This window comes from Streptomyces violaceorubidus (assembly GCF_000717995.1).
In the GTDB taxonomy this organism is placed as follows: domain Bacteria; phylum Actinomycetota; class Actinomycetes; order Streptomycetales; family Streptomycetaceae; genus Streptomyces; species Streptomyces violaceorubidus.
In genome coordinates, this window is sequence record NZ_JODM01000004.1 from 124,845 (window position 1) to 149,146 (window position 24,302).

Below are 24,302 nucleotides of genomic sequence, written 5' to 3' on the forward strand. Positions count from 1 at the left end.
GCGGCAGTACGCCGGCTGTAACGCTTCCGCGACGCTTCTTTCGCGTACGGTCACGGAACGGGCACCGCGCTTGACGTGTCGGTGCCCTGGGGCAGACTTGGCCGGGAATAGCACTTTCGATCACGAGCGCGCGTGCCGCCGCCACCGGCGCCCGCCGTCTATGGGGGACGCAGAGACATGAGCCAGGACGCCGCCGGACAAGGACGGTACGCGGGGCGGGCACTCGCCGGCGGCCGTTACCAGCTGCGCGACCTGCTCGGCGAGGGCGGCATGGCCTCCGTGCACCTGGCGTACGACTCCGTCCTCGACCGGCAGGTCGCGATCAAGACACTGCACACCGAGCTGGGTCGCGAACAGGCCTTCCGCGAGCGCTTCCGCCGCGAGGCGCAGGCCGTGGCCAAGCTCACGCACACCAACATCGTCTCGGTCTTCGACACCGGCGAGGACGTCCTCGACTCCATGACGACGCCGTACATCGTCATGGAGTACGTCGAGGGCCGCCCGCTGGGCTCGGTGCTCGACGAGGACGTGCGGCAGCACGGCGCGATGCCCGCCGACAAGGCTCTGAAGATCACCGCGGACGTGCTGGCCGCGCTGGAGATCAGCCACGAGATGGGCCTGGTCCACCGCGACATCAAGCCGGGCAACGTGATGATGACCAAGCGCGGCGTGGTCAAGGTGATGGACTTCGGCATCGCCCGCGCCATGCAGTCCGGCGTGACCTCGATGACGCAGACCGGCATGGTCGTCGGCACCCCGCAGTACCTCTCTCCGGAGCAGGCCCTCGGCCGCGGGGTCGACGCCCGCTCCGACCTGTACTCGGTCGGCATCATGCTGTTCCAGCTGGTCACCGGGCGCCTGCCGTTCGACGCCGACTCGCCGCTCGCGATCGCGTACGCGCACGTGCAGGAGGAGCCGGTCGCCCCGTCCGCCGTGAACCGGGCGCTGCCCCCGGCTGTGGACGCGCTGGTGGCCCGCGCGCTGAAGAAGAACCCCAACGAACGCTTCCCCAACGCCGAGGCGATGCGCGACGAATGCCTGCGGGTGGCGGCCTCCTTCCAGGCGGCGCCGCCCAGCATCGTGCCCGGCGCCCCGACGTCGAGCGGCGCGGGCGTCGGCTCCGCGGTGTTCCCGCCGGTCGACCAGGGCGCCCCGGCGCCCACGGGCCCCGTCCAGACGCCCTACCGGCCGACGCCGGCCCCCGGCCCGAACCCGTACGGCGCCCCGGCCCCGGCGGCGGCGCACTCGTCGGCGTACGGCTATCCGCAGCAGGCCGGCTACCCGACGCCGGCCCCGACGCCGTACGCGCAGCAGCAGGGCGCGTCCACGCCGCCGCCGTACAACCTGACGCCGACCGCCCACGGTGCCGGTTCCCCGGGCGGCGGCCGGAGCAACAAGCCGGTGATCATCGGCTCGATCGTGGTCGCCGCCGTGGCCGTGGGCGGGCTGATCGCCGCGCTGCTGATGAACAGCGGCGGGGACGAGGACCCGCAGGCCGGGGGCGGCTCGTCCACCGCGTCGGTCTCCGCGTCGCCGTCGAGGGCGGCGGGCTACCGCGGGCCGGACAAGGAGAAGACGATCGAGAAGGACGAGTGCACCGAGCCGGAGGAGTCGTACAACGACCCCGACAAGATCAGGGTGCCGGACTTCACGTTCAAGTACATCGGCTCGGTCAAGGAGTGCTTCAACGCCGCGGGCTGGCGGATGAAGGTCGTCGAGGTCGACGAGAACACCTACGGCGAGGGCTCGGTCCGGGACCAGTTCCCCACCGCCGGCACGGACGTCGACCCGGAGAACATGCCGGAGATCCAGCTCAAGGTCTCGACGGGCAACCCGCCGACCGAATGACCCGTGGCATGACCGACGGCTGACGTCCAAGGGCCCGGCAGCACACGCTGCCGGGCCCTTCGCGCAGTCCTACAGGCGCGCAGTCCTTACAGGTAGGGGCCGCCGGAACGGCCGCCCGGCTGCGGGGGCTCCTCGCCCTCCGGCAGGGTGCCCGGCGGAAGCGCGCGGCGCATCTGCTCCAGCTGGGCCCGCGCGGCCATCTGCTGGGCGAACAGCGTGGTCTGGATCCCGTGGAAGAGTCCCTCCAGCCAGCCGACCAGCTGTGCCTGCGCGATCCGCAGTTCGGCGTCGGTCGGGGTGCCGTCGTCCGTGAAGGGCAGGGAGAGCCGCTCCAGCTCCTCCACCAGCTCCGGGGCCAGACCGTCCTCCAGCTCCTTCACCGAGCTGGCGTGGATCTCCTTGAGCCGGACCCGGCTCGCCTCGTCCAGGGGAGCGACCCGCACCTCTTCGAGCAGCTGCTTGATCATGCTGCCGATCCGCATGACCTTGGCGGGCTGTTCCACCTGCTCGGTCACCGGAATCTCGCGGGAGTCGTCGTCCCCGCCGCCGCTGAGCGCCATTCCGTCCTGGCCGACGACCAGGATCTGGGGGTTGTCCGGCGACCTGTCGTTCCTCGGCATCTCCATGCCGCCATTGTCTCGCACCCCCGGGCCCCGGACGGGCGGTGCCCCCGCCGAAACCGTCCCGACGCGTTCGGCGGCGCCCAAAATGCCGGTCACCTCGGTGGATGTGAGGCTTGTTCCGTCGCTTTTCGCGACGCTTTCCACGACCGCACCTCACCGGGAGGGGGTCACGGACGTGACTCCATGGCTGCGCGCACTGCGGGCGACGGGGCTGGTAGGGGCCCTGGGGGCCGGCGCGGTGGTGGCACCGTACGGGGCGGAGCAGGCCCACGGCACCGGGTGGCCGGTGGCACCGTTCACGGTGGCGGCGACGCCGACACCGGGGCCGTCCGCGCCGGGGGCGGCCGGCGTCCCGGACGGTTCCGGCACCCATGACGGGCGCGGCGGTCACGAACGTCCCCGGCACCCCGACGGCCACGACCGCCCGGACCGCCCGGACGCCCGGCCCTCCGCGGAATCCGGCCCGGGCCATGGTTCGCCCACGCCCTCGCCCGCCTCCCCCAAGCCGTCGGCGTCGGCGTCGGCGTCCGGCGGTCCGCCCGATGCCGAACCCTCCCGGGGCGGGCACCTGCCGGGTGAGGGAAGACATCGGCCCGGTCACGGCGAGGAGCGTGAGCCGGAGCACGACGGCGGGGACGAGAACGGCGGTCGGTACCGGGACGAGGACGGCGACGGCGACGTCGCCCCCGAGGCCCCGGCCACCGCCCTGCCGCCCGGTCCCACCGAGGCCGCCGAGGTGTCCCCGGCCGCCCCGTCCCGGTCCCCGTCGCACAGCGGCGCGCCCACCCGGGCCGCCGCCGAGCCCGTACTGCGGGTCCTCCCGCTGGGCAGCGGGCTGGTGCTCATCGGACTCGGCCTGGCCCTGGGCCTCGTGGGACTGCGCCTGCGCCGGGGGTAGGGCCTGCCTCGCGGCCCGGGCCCGCCGCCGCGTACCGGCCGCGCCTCGTCTACGGGGCGATCAGCAGCACCTTGCCGATGTGCCCGCTCTCCTCCACCACCCGGTGGCCCTCCGCGGCCTCGCTCATCGGCATCTCGCGGTCGACGACCGGACGGACGTGCCCCCCGGCGAACAGCGGCCAGACGTGCTCGCGCACGGCCGCCACGATCGCCGCCTTCTCCTCCAGCGGCCGGGCCCTGAGCGAGGTGGCGCTGACGGCGGCGCGCTTGGCGAGCAGCGTGCCGATGTTCAGCTCGCCCTTGCGGCCGCCCTGCATGCCGATGATCGCGAGCCGGCCGTTCACGGCGAGGGCCTGGACGTTGCGGTCCAGGTACTTCGCGCCCATGTTGTCGAGGATGACGTCGGCGCCCGCGCCGCCCGTGGCCTCCTTCACCTCGGCGACGAAGTCCTGCTCCCGGTAGTTGATCAGGACGTCCGCGCCCAGCTCGGCGCAGCGCTCCAGCTTCTCCCCGGTGCCGGCCGTCACCGCGACCCTCGCGCCCACCGCCTTGGCCAGCTGGATCGCCATGGTGCCGATCCCGCTGGAGCCGCCGTGCACCAGCAGCGTCTCGCCGGGGCGCAGGTGGGCGACCATGAAGACGTTGGACCAGACGGTGCAGACCACCTCGGGCAGCGCCGCCGCCGCCTTCACGTCGACGCCCTGCGGCACCGGCAGCAGCTGTCCGGCCGGGACGACGACCTTCTCGGCGTAGCCGCCGCCCGCGAGCAGCGCGCACACCTCCTCGCCGACGGCCCAGCCGGACACGCCGGGGCCGACGGCCGCCACGCGCCCGGAGCACTCCAGGCCCGGGTACGGGGAGGCACCGGGCGGGGGGTCGTAGAAGCCCTGGCGCTGCATGATGTCGGCGCGGTTGACGGCGCTGGCCGCCACCTCGACCAGGACCTCGCCCTCGCCGGGCTGCGGGTCGGGGACCTCGGCCCACACCAGCGCCTCGGGGCCTCCGGGTTCGGGAATCGTGATCGCATGCATGGGGCCGACGCTACTCCTGTGTCCCCCGTCCTCCCCGTACGCCGGTGTCTCGGTGGACATCGGCATCGTCAAGGGCGTCTTCGACCGCATCCGCCCGCGGCCGATCCGGCGGCCCTCGGCGAGGGTCGGCCATCTCCTCGGCGACGTGCTGCGCCGCGCCATCGCCTCCCTCGTGATGCTCTCCGTCGGACGGCCCGCAAGCCGCCGCTCACGGCGGGCGGGCGCCGGGGCCGGGCCGCGAGGGGCGGCTCAGTCGCGGGGGAACGGGCGGGCGTCGGGCGTCACATGGGTGGCCGGTGTCGCCCGCACGATCGTGATCAGGCGGTCCGTCAGCTCCAGTTCGCCGACCGCGGGATCGTCGTAGCCCAGCACCCGGTGTCCGCGCAGCACACTCACCACCAGGTCGTCCGTCTGACGCGGTTTCTTGCCCACCTCGGCCTTTATGACGGGCCGTTCGACGAGGTCGAGTCCGCTGCCCTGGCTGATCAGGTCCTCCATCACCATGCCGGCGGCGGGGCTGAGCACCGAGAGCCCGAGCAACCGCCCCGCGGCGCTGGCGCTGGTGATCACGGCGTCGGCGCCGGACTGCTTCAGCAGCGGCGCGTTCTCCTCCTCGCGGACCGCGACCACGATCTTCGCGCCGCGGTTGAGCTGCCGGGCCGTCAGCGTGACCAGCACGGCCGTGTCGTCGCGCTGCGTGGCGATGATGATCTGCTTCGCCCGGTACGCCTCGGCCCGGTTGAGCACGTCGCTGCGGGTCGCGTCGCCGACCACGCCCGCGTAGCCGTGGGCCGTCGCCGCCTCGATGGCCTTGCCGCTGGGGTCGACCACGACCACCTGGTCCTTGCGCAGCCCGGTCGCGCAGACGGTCTGGATCGCCGACCGCCCCTTGGTTCCGAAGCCGACGACGACGGTGTGATCGCGCAAGGCAGACCTCCAGCGGTTCAGGCGCCACTCCTCCCGAGTGCGCTCGGTGAGGGCTTCCAGCGTGGTGCCGACCAGGATGATCAGGAAGAGCACGCGCAGGGGCGTGATGACGAAGATGTTGGTCAGCCGGGCGGCGTCGCTGACGGGCGTGATGTCACCGTAGCCGGTGGTGGAGAGGGTGACGGTGGCGTAGTAGAAGGAGTCGAGGAGGTCGACGGAGCCGTCGGAGTTGTCGGTGTAGCCGTCGTGGTCCGCGTACACGATGAAGGCCGTCACCACGAGCACCACCAGGGCGATGGACAGCCGCTTGGCGACCTGGCGGAACGGATGCTCCACCAGCTTCCTGGGGAGTTTCACCTTGTGGGTCACGAAGTGCTCGTCCGCCTGGCGCGCGATCGCGTCCTGGCCCGGAAGTTTCACGTGAAACACACCCCGATCCCGCCGGTCGCCCAGGGCAGGTCGAGCAGTTCGGCCTCCTGCCCCGACCGCGCGCCGCCCGGCGGTACGACGGCCAGGGCGTCGGCGGCCGCGATGCCGCGCAGCATCGCCGGACCGTTGTAGCGCAGCGGCACGGCACCCTCGTCGCGCAGTACGACGGGCACCAGCCGGGTGTCGTGCGGGTGCCCGTGCACCGCGTCCCGCAGCGGCAGCGTGTACGGCTCGGGCGCCGGGCGGGCGGCAAGGGTGCGCAGCAGCGGCTCGGCGAGGGTGAGCAGGCCGGAGACGGCGGCGAGGGGGTTGCCGGGCAGCCCGACGAGGTGCTGGTCGTCCTTGAGCCGGGCCAGCAGCATGGGGTGGCCGGGGCGTACCTCGACGCCGTCGACGAGGAGCTCGGCGCCGATCCGGCGCAGGGTCGGGTGGACGTGGTCGACGGGTCCCGCGGCGGTGCCGCCGGTCGTGACGATCAGGTCGGCGTCGCAGGACGTGACGGCCCGGTGCAGCGCCTCGGCGTCGTCGCCGATCCGGGTCACGGAGCGGACCTCGGCGCCCAGCGCGCGCAGCCAGGGCGGCAGCATCGGGCCGAGCGCGTCCCGGATGAGGCCGTCGTGCGGGAGACCCCCGGTGAGAAGTTCGTCGCCGAGGACCAGGACGTCGACCCGGGGGCGGGGGACCGCGGTGAGCGTGTCGTATCCGGCGGCGGCGGCCAGCCCCAGTACCGCCGGGGTCGCGAGGGTGCCGACGGGCAGCAGCTGGTCGCCGCTGCGGCACTCCTGACCCCGGGGGCGGATGTCCTGACCGTGCACGACGTCGCGGGTGGGGTGCAGGCGCCCGCGTTCGTCGGTGCGGCCGTGCTCGGAGCGCAGTACGGCGGTGGTGTCCGGGGGGACGCGTGCGCCGGTGGCGATACGGACGGCCTCACCGTCGACGAGGGGCGCGGGCTCCACGTGTCCGGCCAGGACGTCCTCGTCGCGCACCGTCCAGGGGCCCGGCCCGGCCAGGGCCCAGCCGTCCATCGCGGAGGTGTCGAAGGAGGGCAGGTCGGTGAGGGCGGCCAGGGGCGCGGCCAGGGTGAGGCCGAGGGCCGCGTCGAGGGGCACGGCGAGCGGGGTGCGGCGGGCGGCACGGGCCGCGGCGCGGGCGGCGCGCTCGGCGGTCGTCCGCGCCACGGGCCAGGGGGTCGCACGGTGGCGGGAGTTGGCCGGGTGGTGCGGGGCGGTCGATCCGTGTCCGCCGGGGCCGGGACGGGTGGGGCCGCGGTGTGCGGGGCCGGGATTCTCCCTCACCAGGGCGAGCGCCTCCTCGACGTCGAGATCCTCGGCCTGCGCGTCGGACCACGTGCCGGGGGAGGTCATCACGCGTCCGGGCGGGTGTCGGGGGTGGCGTCGGGGGCCGCGTCGGGCCTGCCCTTCGCGGGGGCGGCCCCGGCGTCGGCGGCCTCCTCGGCCCAGCGCAGGGCGAGGGCCGCGGCCTTGCGGGCGGCCTCGGCGACGGCCTCGGGGCCTCCCTGGGCCCGCCCGGCCGCGTAACCGACGAGGAAGGTGGTCAGCGGGGCGGCCGGCCTGGCCACCCCGTGGGCGGCGTCGCGCGCGAGATCGAGCAGGATCCCGGTGTCGACGTCCAGGTCGATGCCCAACTCGTCCTTGGCTGCGGAAATCCATTCATCCAACACGTGACCATGCTCCCTGATGCGTGCCCTTGCGGTGGCGATGTCGTCCCAGGTGTCGCAGTCGAAGGAGGCGACGGCGTCCGGGACGCGGGTGAGGCGCAGAGCGCCGGTCAGGCGGCGCAGCGGCAGCCCGGTGAGGTCCGGCCGGCCCTCGCGTTCCTCCCGGTCGCGGGCGAGCGCGGCCAGTTCGCGGCGCAGCGCGGCTGTGCGGTAGGCGGCGACGAGGGGCTGGTCGCGGCCGTCGGCGTCGGTGAGCAGCGCCCCGTCGGCGTCGCCCGCGACGAGGGCCGCCAGCAGCCGCCCGACGGTCGGCCCGGCGAGGAACGGCAGGTCGGCGGAGAGCACCACGACGTGCTCGGCGGCGGTGTGCCGCAGCCCGGCGGCGAGGGCGGCGAGCGGTCCACCGCCGGGCGGGTCCTCGCGCGCCCAGGTCACCGGGCGCCCGGTGGGCCGGGGGTCGGCGACGACGACGGTGGTCCGCGCCCCGGCGCAGGCGGCGAGCACCCGGTCGAGGAGCGCGCGTCCGCCCACCCGCAGTCCGGGCTTGTCCGCGCCCCCGAGCCGCCGGGCGGCCCCGCCGGCGAGCACGACGGCGTCATACCCGGCGCGGCCGTCACCCGTCGCGGGGTCGGTGCCGACGCCCGGGTCGCCGGGGGGCTCGTACGCGGTCACCCCCCGAGTATGGGGCCCGGGGCGATCACAGGGAACGCAGGGGAGCACACGTGATCGGAGGGGGTGCGGACACACCGTCACCTTGTGGGCGCATCCCCCAGGTCACAGGGTGCGCAGCAGCACCGCCGGCTGTTCCACGCAGTCCGCCACGTACCGCAGGAAACCGCCCGCCGTGCCGCCGTCGCACACCCGGTGGTCGAAGGTGAGCGACAGCTGCACGACCTGTCGCGCCGCCAACTCGCCCTCGTGCACCCAGGGCTTGGGGACGATGCGGCCGACGCCGAGCATGGCCGCCTCGGGGTGGTTGATGATCGGCGTGGAGCCGTCGACGCCGAACACGCCGTAGTTGTTCAGCGTGAAGGTGCCGCCGGTCAGCTCGCCCGGCGTCAGCCTGCCCGCGCGGGCCGCCTCGGTCAGCCGGGCGAACTCCGCGCTCAGCCCCTCGGCGTCGCGCGCGTGCGCGTCCCGGACGACCGGCACGACCAGCCCCCGGTCCGTCTGCGCGGCGAAGCCGAGGTGGACCCGGTCCAGCCGGACGATCTCCCGGGCCTCCGTGTCGACCGTCGCGTTCAGCTCGGGGAAGCGGGCCAGGGCGGCCGTGCAGATCCGGGCCAGCAGGGCGAGCAGGGAGATCCGGGGCCCGCCGGACGCGTTCATCGCGGTGCGCGCCCGCATCAGCTCGGTCGCGTCGGCGTCCACCCAGCAGGTCGCGTCCGGGATCTCGCGCCGGCTGCGGGAGAGCTTGTCGGCGACGGCGCCGCGCACGCCCTTGAGGGGGACGCGGGTGCCGTCGGAGCCCGGGGCGGGAGAAGGGGAGGAGAACCCGGAGGAGGCGGAGGTGGCGGAGGAGGCGACGGACGCGGCATCCGGCTCCCGGTCCGTCCCGGGCCCCTGGTCCGCCGCGCGGCCGCCCTGCGCCGCGGCGGCACGCAGCGCGTACTCCACGTCCGCCCGCAGGATCAGCCCGTCCGGTCCTGAACCGGTGAGCTCGCGCAGGTCCAGGTCGTGCTGCCGGGCCAGCCTGCGCACCAGCGGGGAGATGACCGGGACCGGCCCGTCCACCGGCTCGGCGGCACGGACCGGGGCGTCCACCGGCTCGGAGGCACGGACCGGGGCGTCCGTCTCCTTCTCGGCGGCGCGGGCCCAGCCGTTCGCCCGCCCGGAGGCGCCGGTGACGGCCGGCCGACCGGCGCGCACCCTGCGGCGCCGCGCGGGTGCCTCGGAGGTGCCGTAGCCCACCAGGACGTTGCCGGAGCCCTCCGCCTTCTTCTCGGCGGCGGGCGTCCCCGCCTCCTGTGCCCCGGCGCCACCCGTACCGGCGCCCCCCGTACCGGCGCCCCCCGTACCGGCGCCCCCCGTACCGGCACCGCGCACCGGGCCCTCGGCCGCCGCGTCGCCCTCGCCCACCGCCACGGTCACCAGCGGCGCCCCGACGGGCAGCTCCGTGCCCTCCTCGCCGAAGCGCGCGGTGACCACACCCCCGTAGGGACAGGGCACCTCGACCATCGCCTTGGCCGTCTCGACCTCGACGACCGGCTGGTCCACGGCGACCACGTCACCGACCTCGACCAGCCAGCGGACGATCTCCGCCTCGGTGAGCCCCTCGCCGAGGTCGGGCAGCTTGAACTCCAGGCTGCGCCCGTCAGAAGCGTGTGCCATCAGCTTTCGGCCTCCCACTGCAGGCGCCCCACGGCGTCCAGGATCCGGTCCACACCAGGCAGGTGGTGACGCTCCAGCATCGGCGGAGGATACGGGATGTCGAACCCGGCCACACGCAGCACCGGTGCCTCCAGGTGGTGGAAGCAGCGCTCCGTGACCCGGGCCGCGATCTCCCCGCCCGGGCCCCCGAAGGAACCCGACTCGTGGACGACGACCGCGCGTCCCGTCCGCCGCACCGAAGCGCACACCGTTTCGTCGTCGAACGGCACCAGGGAGCGCAGATCGACGACTTCGAGGTCCCAGCCCTCGGCCCGGGCCGCCTCGGCCGCCTCCATGCAGACGGCCAGCGACGGTCCGTACGTGATGAGCGTGGCGCTCCGGCCGAAGCGCCGCACCACCGCGCGGCCCACCGGTTCAACGGACGCCGGCTCCTCGGGGTTCCACGTGTCCTTCGACCAGTACAGCCGCTTCGGTTCGAGGAAGACCACCGGGTCGTCGGAGGCGATGGAGGCGCGCAGCAGCCCGTAGGCGTCGGCGACCGTCGCGGGCGTGACGACATGGAGCCCCGGAGTCGCCATGTAGTACGCCTCGGACGAGTCGCTGTGGTGCTCGACGCCGCCGATGCCGCCGCCGTAGGGGACCCGGATGGTCAGCGGCAGGGGCATCGTCCCGCGCGTGCGGTTGCGCATCTTGGTGACATGGCTGACGACCTGCTCGAACGCCGGGTAGGCGAAGGCGTCGAACTGCATCTCGACGACCGGGCGCAGCCCGTACATCGCCATGCCAACGGCGGTGCCGAGGATGCCGGCCTCGGCGAGCGGGGTGTCCGTGCAGCGGTCGTCGCCGAACTCCGCGGCGAGCCCGTCGGTGATCCGGAAGACCCCGCCGAGGGTGCCCACGTCCTCGCCGAGGACGTGCACGGCCGGGTCGGCGGCCATGGCGTCGCGCAGCGCGCGCGTGAGGGCCTGCGCCATGGTGGCCGGCTTGGCGGCGACAGTCGTCATCGGTGTCCCCCCTGCGGTGCGGACGCGGAATCCGCCGGGGCCTGGGCCTGGGCCTCGGCCTCGGCCTCCGCCTCCAGCTCCGCGCGCAGCTGGGCCTGCTGCTCGCGCAGTTGCGGCGTCGGCTCGGCGTAGACGTGGGCGAACAGGTCCAGCGGGTCGAGCTGTGGGTCCTGGTTCATGCGGGCGCGCAGGTCGGCGGCCATGGTCTCGGCGTCCTCGCGGGCGGCGCGGATGCCGTCCTCGTCGAGCAGGCCCCGCTCGGTCAGCTCCCGCTCCAGCAGCTCGACCGGGTCGTGCCGGCGCCAGGTCTCCACCTCGGCGTCGCCCCGGTAGCGCGTGGCGTCGTCGGCGTTGGTGTGCGCCTCGACGCGATAGGTCACCGCCTCCACCAGGGTGGGGCCGCCGCCCTCGCGCGCGTGCCGCACGGCCTCGGACAGGACCTCGTGCACCGCGGCGGCGTCGTTGCCGTCGACCAGGCGGCCGGGCATCCCGTAGCCGACGGCCTTGTGGGCCAGCGAGGGGGCGGCGGTCTGCTTGTCGAGCGGGACGGAGATCGCGAAGCCGTTGTTCTGCACGAGGAAGACGACCGGGGCCCGCCAGACGGCGGCGAAGTTCAGCGCCTCGTGGAAGTCGCCCTCGCTGGTGCCGCCGTCGCCGACCATGGCCAGCGCGACCACGTCGTCGCCCTTGAGGCGCGCGGCGTGGGCCAGACCCACGGCGTGCGGCAGCTGGGTGGCCAGCGGCGTGGACAGCGGGGCCACCCGGTGCTCGTAGGGGTCGTAGCCGGTGTGCCAGTCGCCGCGCAGCAGGGTCAGGGCCTCGACGGGGTCGACGCCGCGCGAGACGACCGCGAGGGTGTCGCGGTAGCTGGGGAAGAGCCAGTCCTGCTCCTGGAGGACCAGCGCGGCGGCGACCTCGCACGCCTCCTGGCCGGCGCTGGAGGGGTAGACGGCCAGCCGGCCCTGCTTGGTCAGCGCCGTGGCCTGCGCGTTGTAACGGCGGCCGCGCACCAGCCGGGCGTACAGGGTGCGCAGCAGCTCGGTGTCGGCGCGGTCCGCGGCCTTGGTGCCGAGGACGCGGTAGGGCTCCGTGTCGGGCAGCAGCGGCGCGGGGTCGGTTCGGGGCTGCCAGGCGGGCGGCGGTGTGGGCCGGTACGCGCCCCGCTGCTCCATGACCGTCATGACGGCACCTCCTCGTGGGAGCGGCTCTGGGCTCGCCACGGGTGTGACGGGCCTCACCTACCGATTGTTCGGTCGTCGGCACATTTTGGCTACACGCACCCCCAGGCTGTGGACAAACGGTTCTCCACAGCCTGAGATGGACGCAGGACGTCCATGAGGGGAAGGCGGGGGCACGTGGCATCTGAACAAATGGCCGATCGCCCTGGGGAGGGCGGCGGCACGGACGAGGCGGGCGCCCCGCCCCCGCGCCCGCTGGACGCCATCGACCAGGACATCCTGCGCATGCTCCAGGCGGACGGCCGGGCCTCGATACGGTCGGTGGCGGAGCGGGTGCACGTCTCCCGCGCCAACGCCTACGCACGCATCAACCGGCTCGTCGAGGACGGCGTCATCCGCGGTTTCGGCGCCCGCGTCGACCACGAACGCGCCGGGCACGGCACCTCGGCCTACATCACCCTGAAGATCGTCCAGAACTCCTGGCGGACGGTCCGCGCCCAACTGCGGCAGTTGCCCGGGGCCTCGCACATCGCCCTGGTGGGCGGCGACTTCGACGTCCTGCTGCTGGTGCACACCCCGGACAACCGCGCCCTGCGCGAACTGGTGCTCAGCCGCCTCCAGGCCATCCCCGAGGTGCTCAGCACCCGCACCCTGCTGGTCTTCGAGACCGAGGACCTCGAACCGCAGAGCTGACCGCGCCCCGGAGCATTCAGGACGCCTTGCGCAACCCTCCGAACACCAGCCGCGCCACCGCGTCGACCACCTCGCGCTCGCCCGTGCCGCCCGTAGCGCCCCGGCCGTCGGGACCGTCCGGGCGGTACCACTCGACGATCGAGTTGATCATGCCGAAGACGAGGCGGGTCGCGAGCCGGACCTCCACGTCCGCGCGCACGTCCCCCTCGGCCGCCGCGTCCTTCAGCAGGGCGGCGACCCGGTGGTCGAACTCGCGCCGCCGCTCCAGCGCCCACCGCTCGGTACCCGTGTTGCCGCGCACCCGCAGCAGCAGCGTCACGTAGGGCAGCTCGGCCATGAGCACCTCGACCATGCGCCGCACGACGTACTCGAGGCGCTCGGCGGCGGTCCCCACGCGCGCGTGCTCCTCGTCGAGGATCCCGAAGAGCTCGTCCAGGGCCCGGCTGACGGCCCGGCGCAGCAGCTCCTCCTTGCCCGTGACGTGGTGGTATATCGACGACTTGGAGATCCCCGCCGCCTTGGACAGGTGCTCCATGGAGGTGCCGTCGTAGCCGCGCTCGATGAAGACCTGCACGGCGACGGACAGCAGCGTCTCGGGCGTGTACGTGTCGCGCTTGGCGGTGGTCATGAGGGAGTGCCCTCCTGCTTGTCGGCGGCGTACGCGTGGCGGTGGAGCGCCAGGGAGGGCGCGTACCGGCCCGAGGGCGCGCACTTGTGCAGGTTGTCGAGGAGCCCGCGGGCCCAGTCGCCGCCCAGCCGGCGGCTCCACTCCAGGGGGCCCAGCGGGTAGTTGACGCCCAGGCGCATCGCGGTGTCGACGTCCTCCTCGGTGGCCACGCCCTGGGCGACCGCCTCGACGGCCAGGTCGATGATCCGCGCCACCGTGCGGGCGACGATCATCCCGGGGACGTCACCGATGACGCTGACCTTCTTGCCGAGCGCCTGGAACAGACCGGTGGCCCGGGCGAGGGTCCGCGGCGGGGTGGACCGTGACGCGGACAGGGCGACGCGGGTGGCCCGCCGGTAGTCGAGCGCGAGGTCGAAGTGGACGACGTCCCGGGACTCCCCGCAGGACCGCCCGTCGGCCAGCACGAGCCGCCCCCCGCCGGGCAGCACCAGCCCGGTGCCGTGGTCCTCGCCCGCGCGGACCTCGATGCCCGCCTCGCGGATCAGCGCGACCAGCTCGGCCGCCGGGCCCAGGTCCCCCTCGACGACGACGTACGCGGGCGCCTCGGCCGGTTCGGCGGTGTGCGGCTCGGGACGTTCGGCGCCGTCCCCGTAGTCGTACCAGCCCTGCCCGCTCTTGCGGCCGAGCCGGCCGGACTCGACCAGGCGGCGCTGGGCCAGGGACGGGGTGAAGCGCACGTCCTGGAAGAACGCCTGCCACACCGAGTGCGTGACGGACTCGTTGACGTCCTGCCCGATGAGGTCGGTCAGCTCGAAGGCGCCCATCTTGAAACCGCCCGACTCGCGCAGCACGGCGTCGACGGTGGCCGGGTCGGCGCCCCGGTCCTCGTGGACGGCGAGGGCCTCGGCGTAGAAGGGCCGGGCGATGCGGTTGACGATGAAGCCGGGGGTGTCGGCACAGGCCACCGGGGTCTTGCCCCAGGCACGGGCCGTCTCGTACGCGCGCGTGGCCGACGCGGGGTCGGTGGCGAACCCGGAGACCACCTCCACCAGCGGGAGCAGCGGCGCGGGGTTGAAGAAGTGCAGGCCCACGAAGCGGCCGGGCACGCGCAGCGCGCCGCCGACGGCGGTGACGGACAGGGAGGAGGTGTTGGTGGCGAGCAGGCAGTCGTCGCCGACGACGTCCTCCAGCGCCCGGAACAGCTCCTGCTTGACGTCCAGCCGCTCCACGACCGCCTCGACGACGAGCGCGCAGCCGGCGAGCCCGGCGAGGGACTGGGCGGGCGTGAGCCGGGCGCGGGCGGCGTCCCGTTCGGCGCCGGTGAGGCGGTCCTTCTCGACGAGCCGGTCCAGCCGGGCGCCGATCGCGGCGGCCGCTTCCCGGGCCCGGCCCGGGGCGGCGTCGTACAGCCGCACGGGATGGCCCGCGACCAGCGCCACCTGGGCGATGCCCTGGCCCATGGTGCCGGTGCCGACGACGGCCACGGGGCTGCTGAGGTCGAGTGCTGTCATGTGCGCGATCCTCCCGCACGGGGTTTTCCACAGATGCGGCGGTCCCCCTTGTCCCGACCGATCGTTCGGTTACTCTAGCCGTGTCCGCCTGTTCCTGCCCAGGTTTCCCTCCAGGTCCACACACTCGACGACGAGGAGTTGGTCCCGCATGGCCGCCGAACTCACCGCCCACCAGCTGATCGCCCGGCACCGGCCGACCCTGGACCTGGCGCTGGAGACGATCCGCACGCGCGCGTACTGGTCCCCCCACCCCGAGCACCCCAAGGCCTACGGGGAGGACGGCAGCCTGGACACCGCCGCGGGCAAGGCCGCCTTCGACGCCCTGGCCGGCACCCGCCTCGACCTCGGCCAGCCCGGCACCGACGGCTGGGTGGGCGGCGAGATCTCCCCGTACGGGATCGAGCTGGGCGTGGAGTACCCGCACGCGGACCTCGACGTGCTGCTGCCCGCCATGCGGACCGGCCAGAAGGCGTGGCGGGACGCGGGCGCGGAGCTGCGCGCGATGGTCTGCCTGGAGATCCTCGGGCGGATCGCCGACCGGACCATGGAGTTCGCCCAGGCGGTCATGCACACCTCCGGGCAGGCCTTCATGATGGCGTTCCAGGCGGGCGGCCCGCACGCCCAGGACCGCGGCATGGAGGCCGTCGCCTACGCGTACGTGGAGCAGTCCCGCACGCCGGAGACGGCGGAGTGGACCAAGCCGCAGGGCAAGCGCGACCCGCTCGCGCTCACCAAGCGCTTCACCCCGGTCCCGCGCGGCATCGGCCTGGTCATCGGCTGCAACACCTTCCCGACGTGGAACGGCTACCCCGGCCTGTTCGCCTCCCTCGCCACCGGCAACGCGGTGCTGGTCAAGCCGCACCCCCGCGCGGTGCTGCCGCTCGCGCTCACCGTCCAGGTCGCCCGCGACGTCCTCACCGAGGCCGGTTTCGACCCGAACCTGGTCGCGCTGGCCGCCGAGCGCCCCGGCGAGGGCATCGCCAAGACCCTCGCGACCCGCCCCGAGATCCGGATCATCGACTACACCGGCTCCACCGCCTTCGGCGACTGGCTGGAGGCCAACGCCCGCCAGGCCCAGGTGTACACGGAGAAGGCCGGCGTCAACACGGTGATCGTGGAGTCGACCGACGACTACCAGGGCATGCTCGCCAACCTGGCCTTCTCGCTCTCCCTCTACAGCGGCCAGATGTGCACCACCCCGCAGAACCTGCTCATCCCCCGCGACGGCATCCGCACCGACCAGGGCGCCAAGACCTACGACGAGGTCACCGCCGACCTGGCCCGCGCCGTCGACGGCCTCCTCGGCGACGACGCCCGCGCCAACGCCCTGCTCGGCGCCATCGTCAACCCGGACGTCAAGGCCCGCCTGGAGGCCGCCGCCGGTCTCGGCGAGGTGGCCCTCGCCTCCCGCGAGGTGACCAACCCGGAGTTCCCGGACGCGGTCGTGCGCACCCCGGTGATCGTCAAGCTGGACGGCGCCAAGCCCGAGGACGAGGCCGCCCACACCAGCGAGTGCTTCGGCCCGGTCTCCTTCGCCGTCGCCGTCGACTCCGCCGGCCACGCCCTGGAGCTGCTGCGCCGCAGCGTCCGCGAGAAGGGCGCGATGACGGTGGGCGCGTACACGACCGACCCGGAGGTCGAGGAGGCCGTGCAGGAGGTCTGCCTGGAGGAGGCGGCCCAGCTCTCCCTGAACCTCACCGGCGGCGTGTACGTGAACCAGACGGCCGCCTTCTCCGACTTCCACGGCTCCGGCGGCAACCCGGCGGCCAACGCGGCCCTGTGCGACGGCGCGTTCGTCGCGAACCGCTTCCGGGTGGTGGAGGTCCGCCGCCCGGCCTGAGACCGATGCTCTAGGGCGCGCCGTGCGGCGCGCCGCCTCCGGCGCTCCAGTGGTACAGCGTCATGGCCACACTGGTGGCGAGGTTGTAGCTGGAGACCTGGGGGCGCATCGGCAGCGCCACCAGGTGGTCGGCCCGGGCGCGCAGCTCGCGGGAGAGCCCGCTGCGCTCGGAGCCGAAGGCGAGCAGCGCCTCGTCCGGCAGCCTCAGCCCCCGGATGTCCTCGCCCTCCGGGTCCAGCGCGAACACCGGCCCCGGCGGCAGATCGGCCACCTCCAGCCGCTCCACGACGGTCGCGAAGTGCAGCCCCGCCCCCCCGCGCACCACGGTGGGGTGCCAGGGGTCGAGGGTGCCCGTGGTGACCACGCCGGTCGCCCCGAAACCGGCGGCCAGCCGGATCACCGCCCCCGCGTTGCCGAGATTGCGCGGCTGGTCGAGGACCACGACGGGGGCTCGGCGGGGCATGCGGGCCAGCGCCTCCAGCCCCGCCGCCCGGGAGGGCCGTACGGCCAGGGCGGCCACCGCGGTGGGGTGCGGCCGCGCGACGAGCGACGCGTACGTCTCGTGCGGCACCTCGGTCAGCAGCCCCGTCAACGCCTCGCGCACATCCGGCGCCAGCTCGTCGGCGAGGGCCAGGGCGCCCGCGCGGTCACTGGTGACCGCCACCGGCACCGCAGCGCCGAAGCGCAGCGCGTGCTTGAGGGCGTGGAAGCCGTCCAGCAGCACGCACCGGTCGGCGTGCCGGTGCCAGGCGGCCGAGGGGCCGGAAACGGGGCCTGGGCCTGGGCCGGATGAGGTCATGCCCGGAAGCCTACGTGCGTGTGCTCGGGGCCCTTCCCGTCCGCCGCGCCCGCTCCCGCAGGTCCCCCGTCCTCCTCGCCCCTGGGGCCCGGCACCGTCGCCGGCCGGCCCGCCCCGGACCCGGCGGGCGCACCCGCGGGGGCCGCCGCGGGCCCCCGGCCGGACAGCCGGCCGCGCACGCGCGCCGCCCAGCCGCCCAGCCGGCGCAGGAACGAGGTCGGCAGGAAGACCGCGTCGGCGGCGATCATCGCCAGCGAGAAGAACGGCAGCCCGAGCGTCACGGCGATCACCGCGTGCTCGGTCATCATCACGGCGAGGAGCACGTTCTTGACCCGCCGGTTGAACAGCGTGAACGGGAAGGCGACCTGCACCGCGACCGTGCCGTACGTGATGAGCATGACCATCGTGCCGCTGGCGGCCAGCAGGTCGGAGAGCGCGGGCCACGGCGAGAAGTAGTCCAACTGCAGCGGGTAGTAGACGGCCGTACCGTCCTGCCAGCGCGAACCCTGGATCTTGTACCAGCCGGCCGTCGCGTAGATCAGACACGCCTCGGCCATGATCACGACCAGCGCGCCGTTGTGCACGATGTTGGTGACCACGTCCAGCAGGATCCGCGGCTGGCCGCCCTCCGCGCCCCGCTCCACGACCCACCACAGCCCCAGCGCGACCCACACCGCCCACAGCAGCGCCGGGACGAACCAGTCGCCGTCGAGGCCGCCCGCCAGCACCACCGTGAGCAGCAGGAACCCACCGGCGCACCACAGCACCGGGCCGACCCGGTCCGTCACCCGCTCGCCCCGCGCGCGTGCCTCCGCCGCCCGCCGGGCGCGGCGCGCGTCCAGCGACCACACCTGGGAGCACCGGGTGAGGACCAGGTAGATGCTCATCAGGTGGATGACGTTGTCGCCGCCGTCCCCCATGAAGACGCTGCGGTTCTGCAGCGAGAGCACCCCGACCATGAACAGCACGGACATCGTCCGGGTGCGCCAGCCCAGCAGCAGCAGCACGCTGCTCAGGACGGCCAGCGCGTAGACGATCTCGAACCAGGCCCGCCCGTCCGACCACATCAGCGCCGTGAAGGCGCCGTTGTCCGCGGTCAACTGCTCGGCGAGTTCGTGGCTCCAGGGCCCGTCCGGCCCGTACAGCTCGTCGCGGTGGGGCAGTTCGCGCAGCAGAAAGAGCAGCCAGGTGGCACTGAAGCCGATACGGATCACGGCGGTCTGGTACGGACCGAGCGCGGCACCGGTGACGCGGGCGATGCCGCGGGAGACCGAGAGGACGGCGGCGTTCACGCGGCGCCCCCTTCCCGTCCGGCACGACCGGCGTCCGCGCCCCCGGTTTCCGCGGCCACGGACCACCAGGGCAGTTCGCGCAGCGTCGGCCGGTCGGAGACCTTCTCACCGCTCCACGGGGGCGGCTTCACGTTCGTGGTCCGGGAACGGTACTGCACGCGCTCGACGACACCGCCGGGTCCGGCGGCATCGTGGCGGTCCAGGCGCAGGAGGGCGATGCGCCGCAGATACGTCTCGGACAGGGCACCCCGCAGGCCCACCGGGCGGTCCTCGGAGTCGTGGCTGGCGACGAAGAAGTCCCAGGCCCGGCGCAGTTCGTTCTGCTGGGTGTGGCTCGGCAGCGGATTGCCGTCGATGGCCCGGCCGTCCTCCGCGGACAGGTCGTACCAGCCGGTCGTCCGTATCTCGCCGCCCGCCGTACTGACCTCCGCGCGGACCTGGACGGAGACGTTCTGCTGGAGGGGGTTGGGCGCGAAGAGCTTCCAGTTCTGCTCGAACTCCGGGAAGACCCACTCGTCCACCACGGAACCGTGCTGCTTGGTGAGGGTGTTGGACGGGGCCACGTGCAGGAACACCAGGCCTATGTGGGCACAGACGGCGACCGCGACCACCGCGAGCGCGACCACGGCACCGACCTGGTAGCGCGGGGAGAGCGCGGCGACGCCGGTACGGGGGGCGGGGGGCTGCGCGGCAGCGCCCTCCACGGCGGGACCGGCTTCCTCCGGAGCGGTGGCCACGGCGCCCTCGGCCGCCCCGTCGGCTCCGTCCGCTCCGTCCGCTCCGTCCGCTCCGTCCGCTCCGTCCGCTCCGTCCGCTCCCGATGCTTGTGCCGGCCCCTCGGCAGCGACGGAACTCCCGGCGGACCCGGTGACCTCGGCGGACCCGGTGACCTCGGCGGACCCGATGGCCTCGGCGATACCGGCCGACCCACCGGTTTCCGTCGAATCCACCGCGCCGTCCGGCCCGTCCGGCCCAGCCGGTCCGTCCTGCCCCCGCCGAGCGCCCGAGCCCTTGTCGTACGCGTCCATTCCGCCCCGTTCGGTCCCGATCCGTCCATCCGCCCGCCCCGCCCCGGGAAGCCCCCGCGCCACCCGTGCGGCTGCTCGGCGACGTTCGAACGGGAACGGTACTCAGGACCGGCCGCCCGCACAGCCCCCGGCGGACCGGACGCACCGTGGCCGTCGCCACATCCGGCGGGGACAGCCTAGAGAACGTGCCCCGGCTCGCCCTTGTCGTCCACCACGGGACGCCCGGCCGCGGCCCACTCCTGCATGCCTCCGTCGACGTTCACCGCGTCGACGCCCTGCTGGACCAGGTACATCGTGACCTGCGCCGAACGCCCCCCGACGCGGCAGAGCACGTGCACCCGGCCGTCCTGCGGCGCGGCCTCGGCGAACTCACCGTACCGGGCCACGAACTCGCTGAGGGGAATGTGCAGCGCCCCGGCGGCATGCCCCGCCTCCCACTCGTCGTCCTCGCGGACGTCCAGCAGGAACGCACCGTCCTCGAGGTCCTCGATCCCGACCGTGGGCACACCAGCTCCGAAACTCATGCCCCAGACGCTACCCGAGCCGCCACCCGACGGCTCAGTCCTGCGCGAGCACCCCGGCCAGCTCCGCCTCCCGCTCGCGCACCTGGGTCGCCAGCTGCTCGGCGATCTCGTCGAGCAGCCGGTCGGGGTCGTCCGGGGCCAGCCTGAGCATGGCGCCGATCGCACTCTCCTCCAGCTCCTTGGCGAGCAGGGTGAGCAGTTCCTTGCGCCGGTCGAGCCATTCGAGGCGGGCGTACAGCTCCTCGCCGCGGCTCGGGCGACGCTCGGGCACCGGTCCGGCGGCCCATTCCTCGGCCAGCTCGCGCAGTTCCGCCTCGTCGCCGCGGGCGTAGGCGGCGTTGACACGGGTGATGAACTCCTCGCGCCGGATCCGCTCGGCCTCCTCCTGCGCCAGGTCGGGGTGGGCCTTGCGGGCCAGCTCCCGGTAGAGCCTGCGGGCCTCCTCGCCGGGCCTGACCCGCTGCGGGGGCCGTACCTCCTGGCCGGTGAGCATCGCCGTGGCCTCCGGGAACAGCCCGTCCCCGTCCATCCAGCCGTTCAGCAGCTCCTCGACGCCCGGGATCGGCATCAGCCGGGCCCGTGCCTCGTCGGCCCGGCGCCGGTCCTCGGCCTCGCCCGTACGGGCCGCCCTGGCCTCGAGGATCTGCGCCTCCAGCTCCTCGAGCCGGGCGTACACCGGGCCGAGCCGCTGCTCGTGCAGCCGCGAGAAGTTCTCGACCTCCACACGGAAGGTCTCCAGGGCGATCTCGTACTCGATGAGTGCCTGCTCGGCGGCCCGTACGGCCTGTTCCAGCCGTTCCTCGGGACGCGGCGCACCGCCCTGCTCGGGCTCAGCTTCCGGCGTCGTCACCCGACCAGCCTAGGGCCTGTCCGGCGCACCGTGCCCCGGACGCGGACCGGGGACCGCCCGCACGCCCCCTCACACCCCCAGCTCCGCCGCGACCCGCCCCGCGCGCACCGCGGCCACCAGCTCCCCGTGGTCCGCCTCGGTGCGGTCGGCGTAGGCGACGGCGAAGGCGGCCACCGCCTCGTCCAGCTCGCCGTTCTTGCCGCAGTAGCCCGCGACCAGCCGCGGGTCGGCGCTGTGCGCGTGGGCCCGGGCCAGCAGGGCGCCGGTCATCCGGCCGTAGTCGTCCAGCTGGTCGGCGGCCAGGGCCGCGGGGTCGACGCTGCCCTTGCGGTTGCGGAACTGCCGTACCTGGAAGGGCCGTCCGTCCACCGAGGTCCAGCCGAGCAGGATGTCGCTGACCACCTGCATCCGCTTCTGCCCCATGACCACCCGGCGGCCCTCGTGCCCGGCCTCGGGAGCCTCGAAGCCGGCGGTGGCGAGATGGGGCAGCAGCGCGGAGGGCCGGGCCTCCTTGACCTGCAGCACGAGCGGTTCGCCCCGGTGGTCCAGGAGCAGCACCACGTACGAGCGCGTGCCCACGCTGCCGGTGCCGACGACCCGGAAGGCCACGTCGTGCACCGCGTACCGGGCGAGCAGCGGCAGCCGGTCCTCGGAGAGGGTGGCCAGGTACCCCTCCAGGGCGCCCGCGACCGCCGCCGCCTCGGCGTCCGTCACCCGGCGCAGCACCGGCACCGCGTCCACGAAGCGCCGCCCGCCGTCCTCGGTGGACTCGGTGGACTTCGCGGCGAAGCGCCCGCTGGTGTTGGCCCGCGCCTTCTCGGAGACCCGTTCCAGCGTGCCGAGCAGGTCGTGCGCGTCGGTGTGGGAGACCAGTTCCTCGTCCGCGATGGCGTTCCAGGCGTCCAGCGCCGGGAGCCTCGCCAGCAGCCGCATGGTGCGCCGGTAGGCGCCGGCCGTGTCGTGGGCGGCCTCGCGGCAGGTGTCCTCGTCGGCCCCGGCCTCCCGGCCCGCGAGGACGAGCGAGGCGGCGAGCCGCTTGAGGTCCCACTCCCAGGGTCCGTGGACCGTCTCGTCGAAGTCGTTCAGGTCGATGACCAGGCCGCCGCGGGCGTCGCCGTAGAGACCGAAGTTGGCGGCGTGCGCGTCCCCGCAGATCTGTGCGCCGATCCCGGTCACCGGCGTACGCGCCAGGTCGTACGCCATCAGGCCCGCCGACCCGCGCAGGAAGGCGAACGGCGTGGCCGCCATGCGCCCGGCGCGGATCGGGGTGAGCCCCGGTATCCGGCCGCGGTGGGACTCCTCGACCGCGCTCACCGCGTCCGGCCGCGCGGCGTCCGGGTCGAGCACGGCGTGCGCGGAGCGCGGGACGCGGGTGCGCAGCGCCTTGCCCTCCGCCTTCGGCGAACCGGCCACGGGCCACCGCGCGAATCCGGGGACGACCGGCAGCCGCCCGCCCCGCGCCGCCCCTCCCGCCCCACGCGCCGTCCCCCGCGTCCCCTCCGCGCCCGCGCCCGTCCGCACCGTCGGCACCATCACGGCCGCCTCTCCCGCCGTCTCTCCCGCCGCCCCTCCGGTCGCCGCCTCCGTGCCCGCCCCCGCCGTCGCCCCGGTCATCCCGGCCGCCCTCCCCGTACTCGTCGTACCCGTCCGGACCCGTGCGCCGGACCGCGCCGCGCCGGCGCGCCACGACCGTACCCCCGGCCGCACCGCCCGTACACGGGACCTGCACGGGGCCCGTCCGCCGCCCTCATAACGCCGCGCAGGGGGCGGAACAGGAGGTGCCCGCGCCCCCTGCGGCGCGCCTACGGTGGCCAGCGATCACCACGGAGCGCGCCCGCCGGAGCGACCGCAGCGGCCTGCCCCGCCCCGGCGGGCGCGCTCCCTGTCCCCGTCCCCGACGTCCCGGATGCCGCACGTCCCGCACACCTTCCCCAGGGACCACCCACCGAGGAGACCGAGGAACCGCCATGACCTCCGACACCCCCACCACCCCCCAAGAGCCCGCACCCGGGCCCCGGCCCGGCCCCGGCCCGGATTCCGGCGCCGACCGCGGGGTCAGCCGCAAGACGCTGCTCAGGGCGGCCGTCGCCGCCGGCGCCACTGTCCCGCTGCTCGCCACCGGCGGTATCGCGCTGGCCCGCGACGCCGCCCGCTCCTCCACCGGCCGGACCCTCACGCCGACCCCGTACTGCGACGACGGGGACGACCTGACGCCCGACCAGATGGAGGGCCCGTACTTCAAGCCCAACTCGCCGCTGCGCACCAACCTGGTCACGTCCGGCACCCCGGGCACCCCGCTGACCGTCGGCGGCTACGTCTTCGGCCGGAACTGCGTCCCGCTGTCCGGCGTCCTGCTCGACTTCTGGCAGGCCGACGCCGCCGGCGCCTACGACATGGCCGGGTACACCTTCCGCGGCCACCAGTTCAGCGACTCCACCGGCGCCTTCTCCCTGCGGACGATCGTGCCCGGCCTCTACCCCGGCCGCACCCGGCACATCCACGTCAAGGTGCAGGCCCCCGGCGAGCCCGTGCTGACCACCCAGCTCTACTTCCCCGGCGAGCCCCGCAACAGCACGGACATGATCTTCGACCCGGCCCTGCTGATGAACGTCCGCGGCGCCGGCGGCGGCAAGGAGGCCACCTTCGACTTCGTCCTGAACGTGGACGGCGACACCGGCCCCACGAACCCGCCGACCGACCCGCCCACCGACCCGCCGGGCGGCACCTGGACGAGCGGCCGCGCCTACACCGCCGGCGACCGGGTGACGTACGGCGGCCGCTCCTACCGGTGCCTTCAGGCGCACACCTCGATGAGCGGCTGGGAACCGCCGAACGTGCCGGCCCTGTGGCGGCCGGAGCCCTGAGACCTTCCTCACAGCGCACCCGTCACGGGCCCGCGCACGGACACGCGAAAGCCCCCCAGGTCCGAGACCTGGGGGGCTTTCGACTGGTGCGCGAGGGGGGAGTTGAACCCCCACGCCCTTGCGGGCACTGGAACCTGAATCCAGCGCGTCTGCCTATTCCGCCACCCGCGCATTGGGTGTGTCTTCCGGGCTTTTCCTTGCGGTCCGGCGCCTTCCGACACGAGAACATTAGCACGCTGGAAGGGGTCGACTCACATCCCTTTCCCCCGGCGGACCGGGGCGCCCGCCCTCCTTCGGGCACTCGTCCCGGTCCGTGGCCGTTCACGT

General features: G+C 74.4%; 21 protein-coding genes and 1 tRNA gene. 5 read left to right on the forward strand and 17 right to left on the reverse strand.

All coding sequences use genetic code 11. The features are described from left to right. Positions 1-177 precede the first annotated feature (177 nt). Entirely contained in the window at positions 178-1,848 is a 1,671-nt protein-coding gene (locus tag IE94_RS0108740; protein WP_030180646.1) for a protein kinase domain-containing protein, read from the forward strand. A gap of 86 nt (positions 1,849-1,934) precedes the next feature. Here IE94_RS0108740 and IE94_RS0108745 read toward each other — a convergent pair whose 3' ends face one another. Continuing rightward, positions 1,935-2,474, reverse strand: a complete 540-nt coding sequence (locus IE94_RS0108745; protein WP_030180647.1) for a bacterial proteasome activator family protein — start codon at positions 2,472-2,474, stop codon at positions 1,935-1,937. Positions 2,475-2,646: 172 nt separating this feature from the next. On the opposite strand from IE94_RS0108745, the gene IE94_RS40920 reads away from it, so the two are divergent. Next, on the forward strand, positions 2,647-3,369 hold the full coding sequence (locus IE94_RS40920; protein WP_245235203.1) for a hypothetical protein: 723 nt from the start codon (positions 2,647-2,649) through the stop codon (positions 3,367-3,369). 49 nt (positions 3,370-3,418) lie between these two features. Here IE94_RS40920 and IE94_RS0108755 read toward each other — a convergent pair whose 3' ends face one another. From IE94_RS0108755 to pdhA, 7 genes are all read right to left on the reverse strand, one after another. Continuing rightward, positions 3,419-4,399 carry an NAD(P)H-quinone oxidoreductase gene (locus tag IE94_RS0108755; protein ID WP_030180651.1) on the reverse strand — a complete coding sequence of 327 codons (981 nt, stop codon included), beginning with the start codon at positions 4,397-4,399 and terminating at the stop codon, positions 3,419-3,421. Positions 4,400-4,648: 249 nt separating this feature from the next. Next, positions 4,649-5,746 carry a potassium channel family protein gene (locus IE94_RS0108760; RefSeq protein WP_030180654.1) on the reverse strand — a complete coding sequence of 366 codons (1,098 nt, stop codon included), beginning with the start codon at positions 5,744-5,746 and terminating at the stop codon, positions 4,649-4,651. Further along, positions 5,743-7,119, reverse strand: coding sequence for a molybdopterin molybdotransferase MoeA (locus IE94_RS0108765; RefSeq protein WP_030180657.1), 1,377 nt, complete (start codon positions 7,117-7,119; stop codon positions 5,743-5,745). Before IE94_RS0108765 ends, IE94_RS0108760 begins: the two co-directional genes overlap by 4 nt. Beyond that, positions 7,119-8,105 carry an NTP transferase domain-containing protein gene (locus tag IE94_RS0108770; protein WP_030180660.1) on the reverse strand — a complete coding sequence of 329 codons (987 nt, stop codon included), beginning with the start codon at positions 8,103-8,105 and terminating at the stop codon, positions 7,119-7,121. Before IE94_RS0108770 ends, IE94_RS0108765 begins: the two co-directional genes overlap by 1 nt. 102 nt (positions 8,106-8,207) lie before the next feature. Continuing rightward, positions 8,208-9,764 (reverse strand): dihydrolipoamide acetyltransferase family protein, encoded by a 1,557-nt coding sequence (locus IE94_RS0108775; protein WP_030180663.1) that lies wholly within the window; start codon positions 9,762-9,764, stop codon positions 8,208-8,210. Beyond that, positions 9,764-10,768, reverse strand: coding sequence for an alpha-ketoacid dehydrogenase subunit beta (locus IE94_RS0108780; RefSeq protein WP_030180664.1), 1,005 nt, complete (start codon positions 10,766-10,768; stop codon positions 9,764-9,766). The genes IE94_RS0108775 and IE94_RS0108780 overlap by 1 nt, the downstream gene beginning before the upstream one ends. After that, positions 10,765-11,949, reverse strand: a complete 1,185-nt coding sequence (gene pdhA / locus IE94_RS0108785; protein WP_051777371.1) for a pyruvate dehydrogenase (acetyl-transferring) E1 component subunit alpha — start codon at positions 11,947-11,949, stop codon at positions 10,765-10,767. The genes IE94_RS0108780 and pdhA overlap by 4 nt, the downstream gene beginning before the upstream one ends. A gap of 189 nt (positions 11,950-12,138) precedes the next feature. Here pdhA and IE94_RS0108790 point away from each other — a divergent pair, with 189 nt between their 5' ends. Beyond that, positions 12,139-12,639: an Lrp/AsnC family transcriptional regulator gene (locus IE94_RS0108790; protein ID WP_030180670.1), complete on the forward strand. Its 501-nt coding sequence runs from the start codon at positions 12,139-12,141 to the stop codon at positions 12,637-12,639. 16 nt (positions 12,640-12,655) lie between these two features. Here the strand turns inward: IE94_RS0108790 and IE94_RS0108795 are convergent, their stop codons facing one another. Both IE94_RS0108795 and IE94_RS0108800 read right to left on the reverse strand, forming a co-directional pair. Beyond that, positions 12,656-13,267: a TetR/AcrR family transcriptional regulator gene (locus IE94_RS0108795; RefSeq protein ID WP_030180672.1), complete on the reverse strand. Its 612-nt coding sequence runs from the start codon at positions 13,265-13,267 to the stop codon at positions 12,656-12,658. Next, positions 13,264-14,778, reverse strand: coding sequence for a 3-hydroxyacyl-CoA dehydrogenase (locus IE94_RS0108800; RefSeq protein WP_030180675.1), 1,515 nt, complete (start codon positions 14,776-14,778; stop codon positions 13,264-13,266). The genes IE94_RS0108795 and IE94_RS0108800 overlap by 4 nt, the downstream gene beginning before the upstream one ends. A 148-nt stretch (positions 14,779-14,926) precedes the next feature. On the opposite strand from IE94_RS0108800, the gene paaN reads away from it, so the two are divergent. Further along, positions 14,927-16,618 carry a phenylacetic acid degradation protein PaaN gene (gene paaN / locus IE94_RS0108805; protein WP_030180676.1) on the forward strand — a complete coding sequence of 564 codons (1,692 nt, stop codon included), beginning with the start codon at positions 14,927-14,929 and terminating at the stop codon, positions 16,616-16,618. A 10-nt stretch (positions 16,619-16,628) separates the two neighbouring features. Here the strand turns inward: paaN and IE94_RS0108810 are convergent, their stop codons facing one another. The 6 genes from IE94_RS0108810 to IE94_RS0108835 all read right to left on the reverse strand — a co-directional run bounded on the left by IE94_RS0108810 (position 16,629) and on the right by IE94_RS0108835 (position 22,644). Continuing rightward, positions 16,629-17,417: a TrmH family RNA methyltransferase gene (locus IE94_RS0108810; protein ID WP_030180678.1), complete on the reverse strand. Its 789-nt coding sequence runs from the start codon at positions 17,415-17,417 to the stop codon at positions 16,629-16,631. Further along, positions 17,414-18,709 (reverse strand): HTTM domain-containing protein, encoded by a 1,296-nt coding sequence (locus IE94_RS0108815; RefSeq protein ID WP_030180680.1) that lies wholly within the window; start codon positions 18,707-18,709, stop codon positions 17,414-17,416. Before IE94_RS0108815 ends, IE94_RS0108810 begins: the two co-directional genes overlap by 4 nt. Beyond that, a complete protein-coding gene (locus IE94_RS0108820; protein WP_030180682.1) occupies positions 18,706-19,737 on the reverse strand; it encodes a DUF5819 family protein in 1,032 nt (343 codons plus the stop codon). The genes IE94_RS0108815 and IE94_RS0108820 overlap by 4 nt, the downstream gene beginning before the upstream one ends. Positions 19,738-19,913: 176 nt before the next feature. Then, complete coding sequence (locus tag IE94_RS0108825) at positions 19,914-20,243, reverse strand: rhodanese-like domain-containing protein (protein WP_030180685.1); 330 nt, start codon at positions 20,241-20,243, stop codon at positions 19,914-19,916. Between the two features lie 52 nt (positions 20,244-20,295). Then, entirely contained in the window at positions 20,296-21,111 is an 816-nt protein-coding gene (locus tag IE94_RS0108830; RefSeq protein WP_030180688.1) for a hypothetical protein, read from the reverse strand. A gap of 69 nt (positions 21,112-21,180) precedes the next feature. Further along, positions 21,181-22,644 carry a DUF2252 domain-containing protein gene (locus tag IE94_RS0108835; protein ID WP_425337958.1) on the reverse strand — a complete coding sequence of 488 codons (1,464 nt, stop codon included), beginning with the start codon at positions 22,642-22,644 and terminating at the stop codon, positions 21,181-21,183. Between the two features lie 434 nt (positions 22,645-23,078). Here IE94_RS0108835 and IE94_RS0108845 point away from each other — a divergent pair, with 434 nt between their 5' ends. After that, entirely contained in the window at positions 23,079-23,975 is an 897-nt protein-coding gene (locus IE94_RS0108845; RefSeq protein ID WP_030180693.1) for a dioxygenase family protein, read from the forward strand. 84 nt (positions 23,976-24,059) lie between these two features. On the opposite strand, the gene IE94_RS0108850 is transcribed toward IE94_RS0108845, so the two are convergent. Continuing rightward, positions 24,060-24,146: transfer RNA gene (locus IE94_RS0108850), tRNA-Leu, on the reverse strand. Positions 24,147-24,302: the final 156 nt, after the last annotated feature.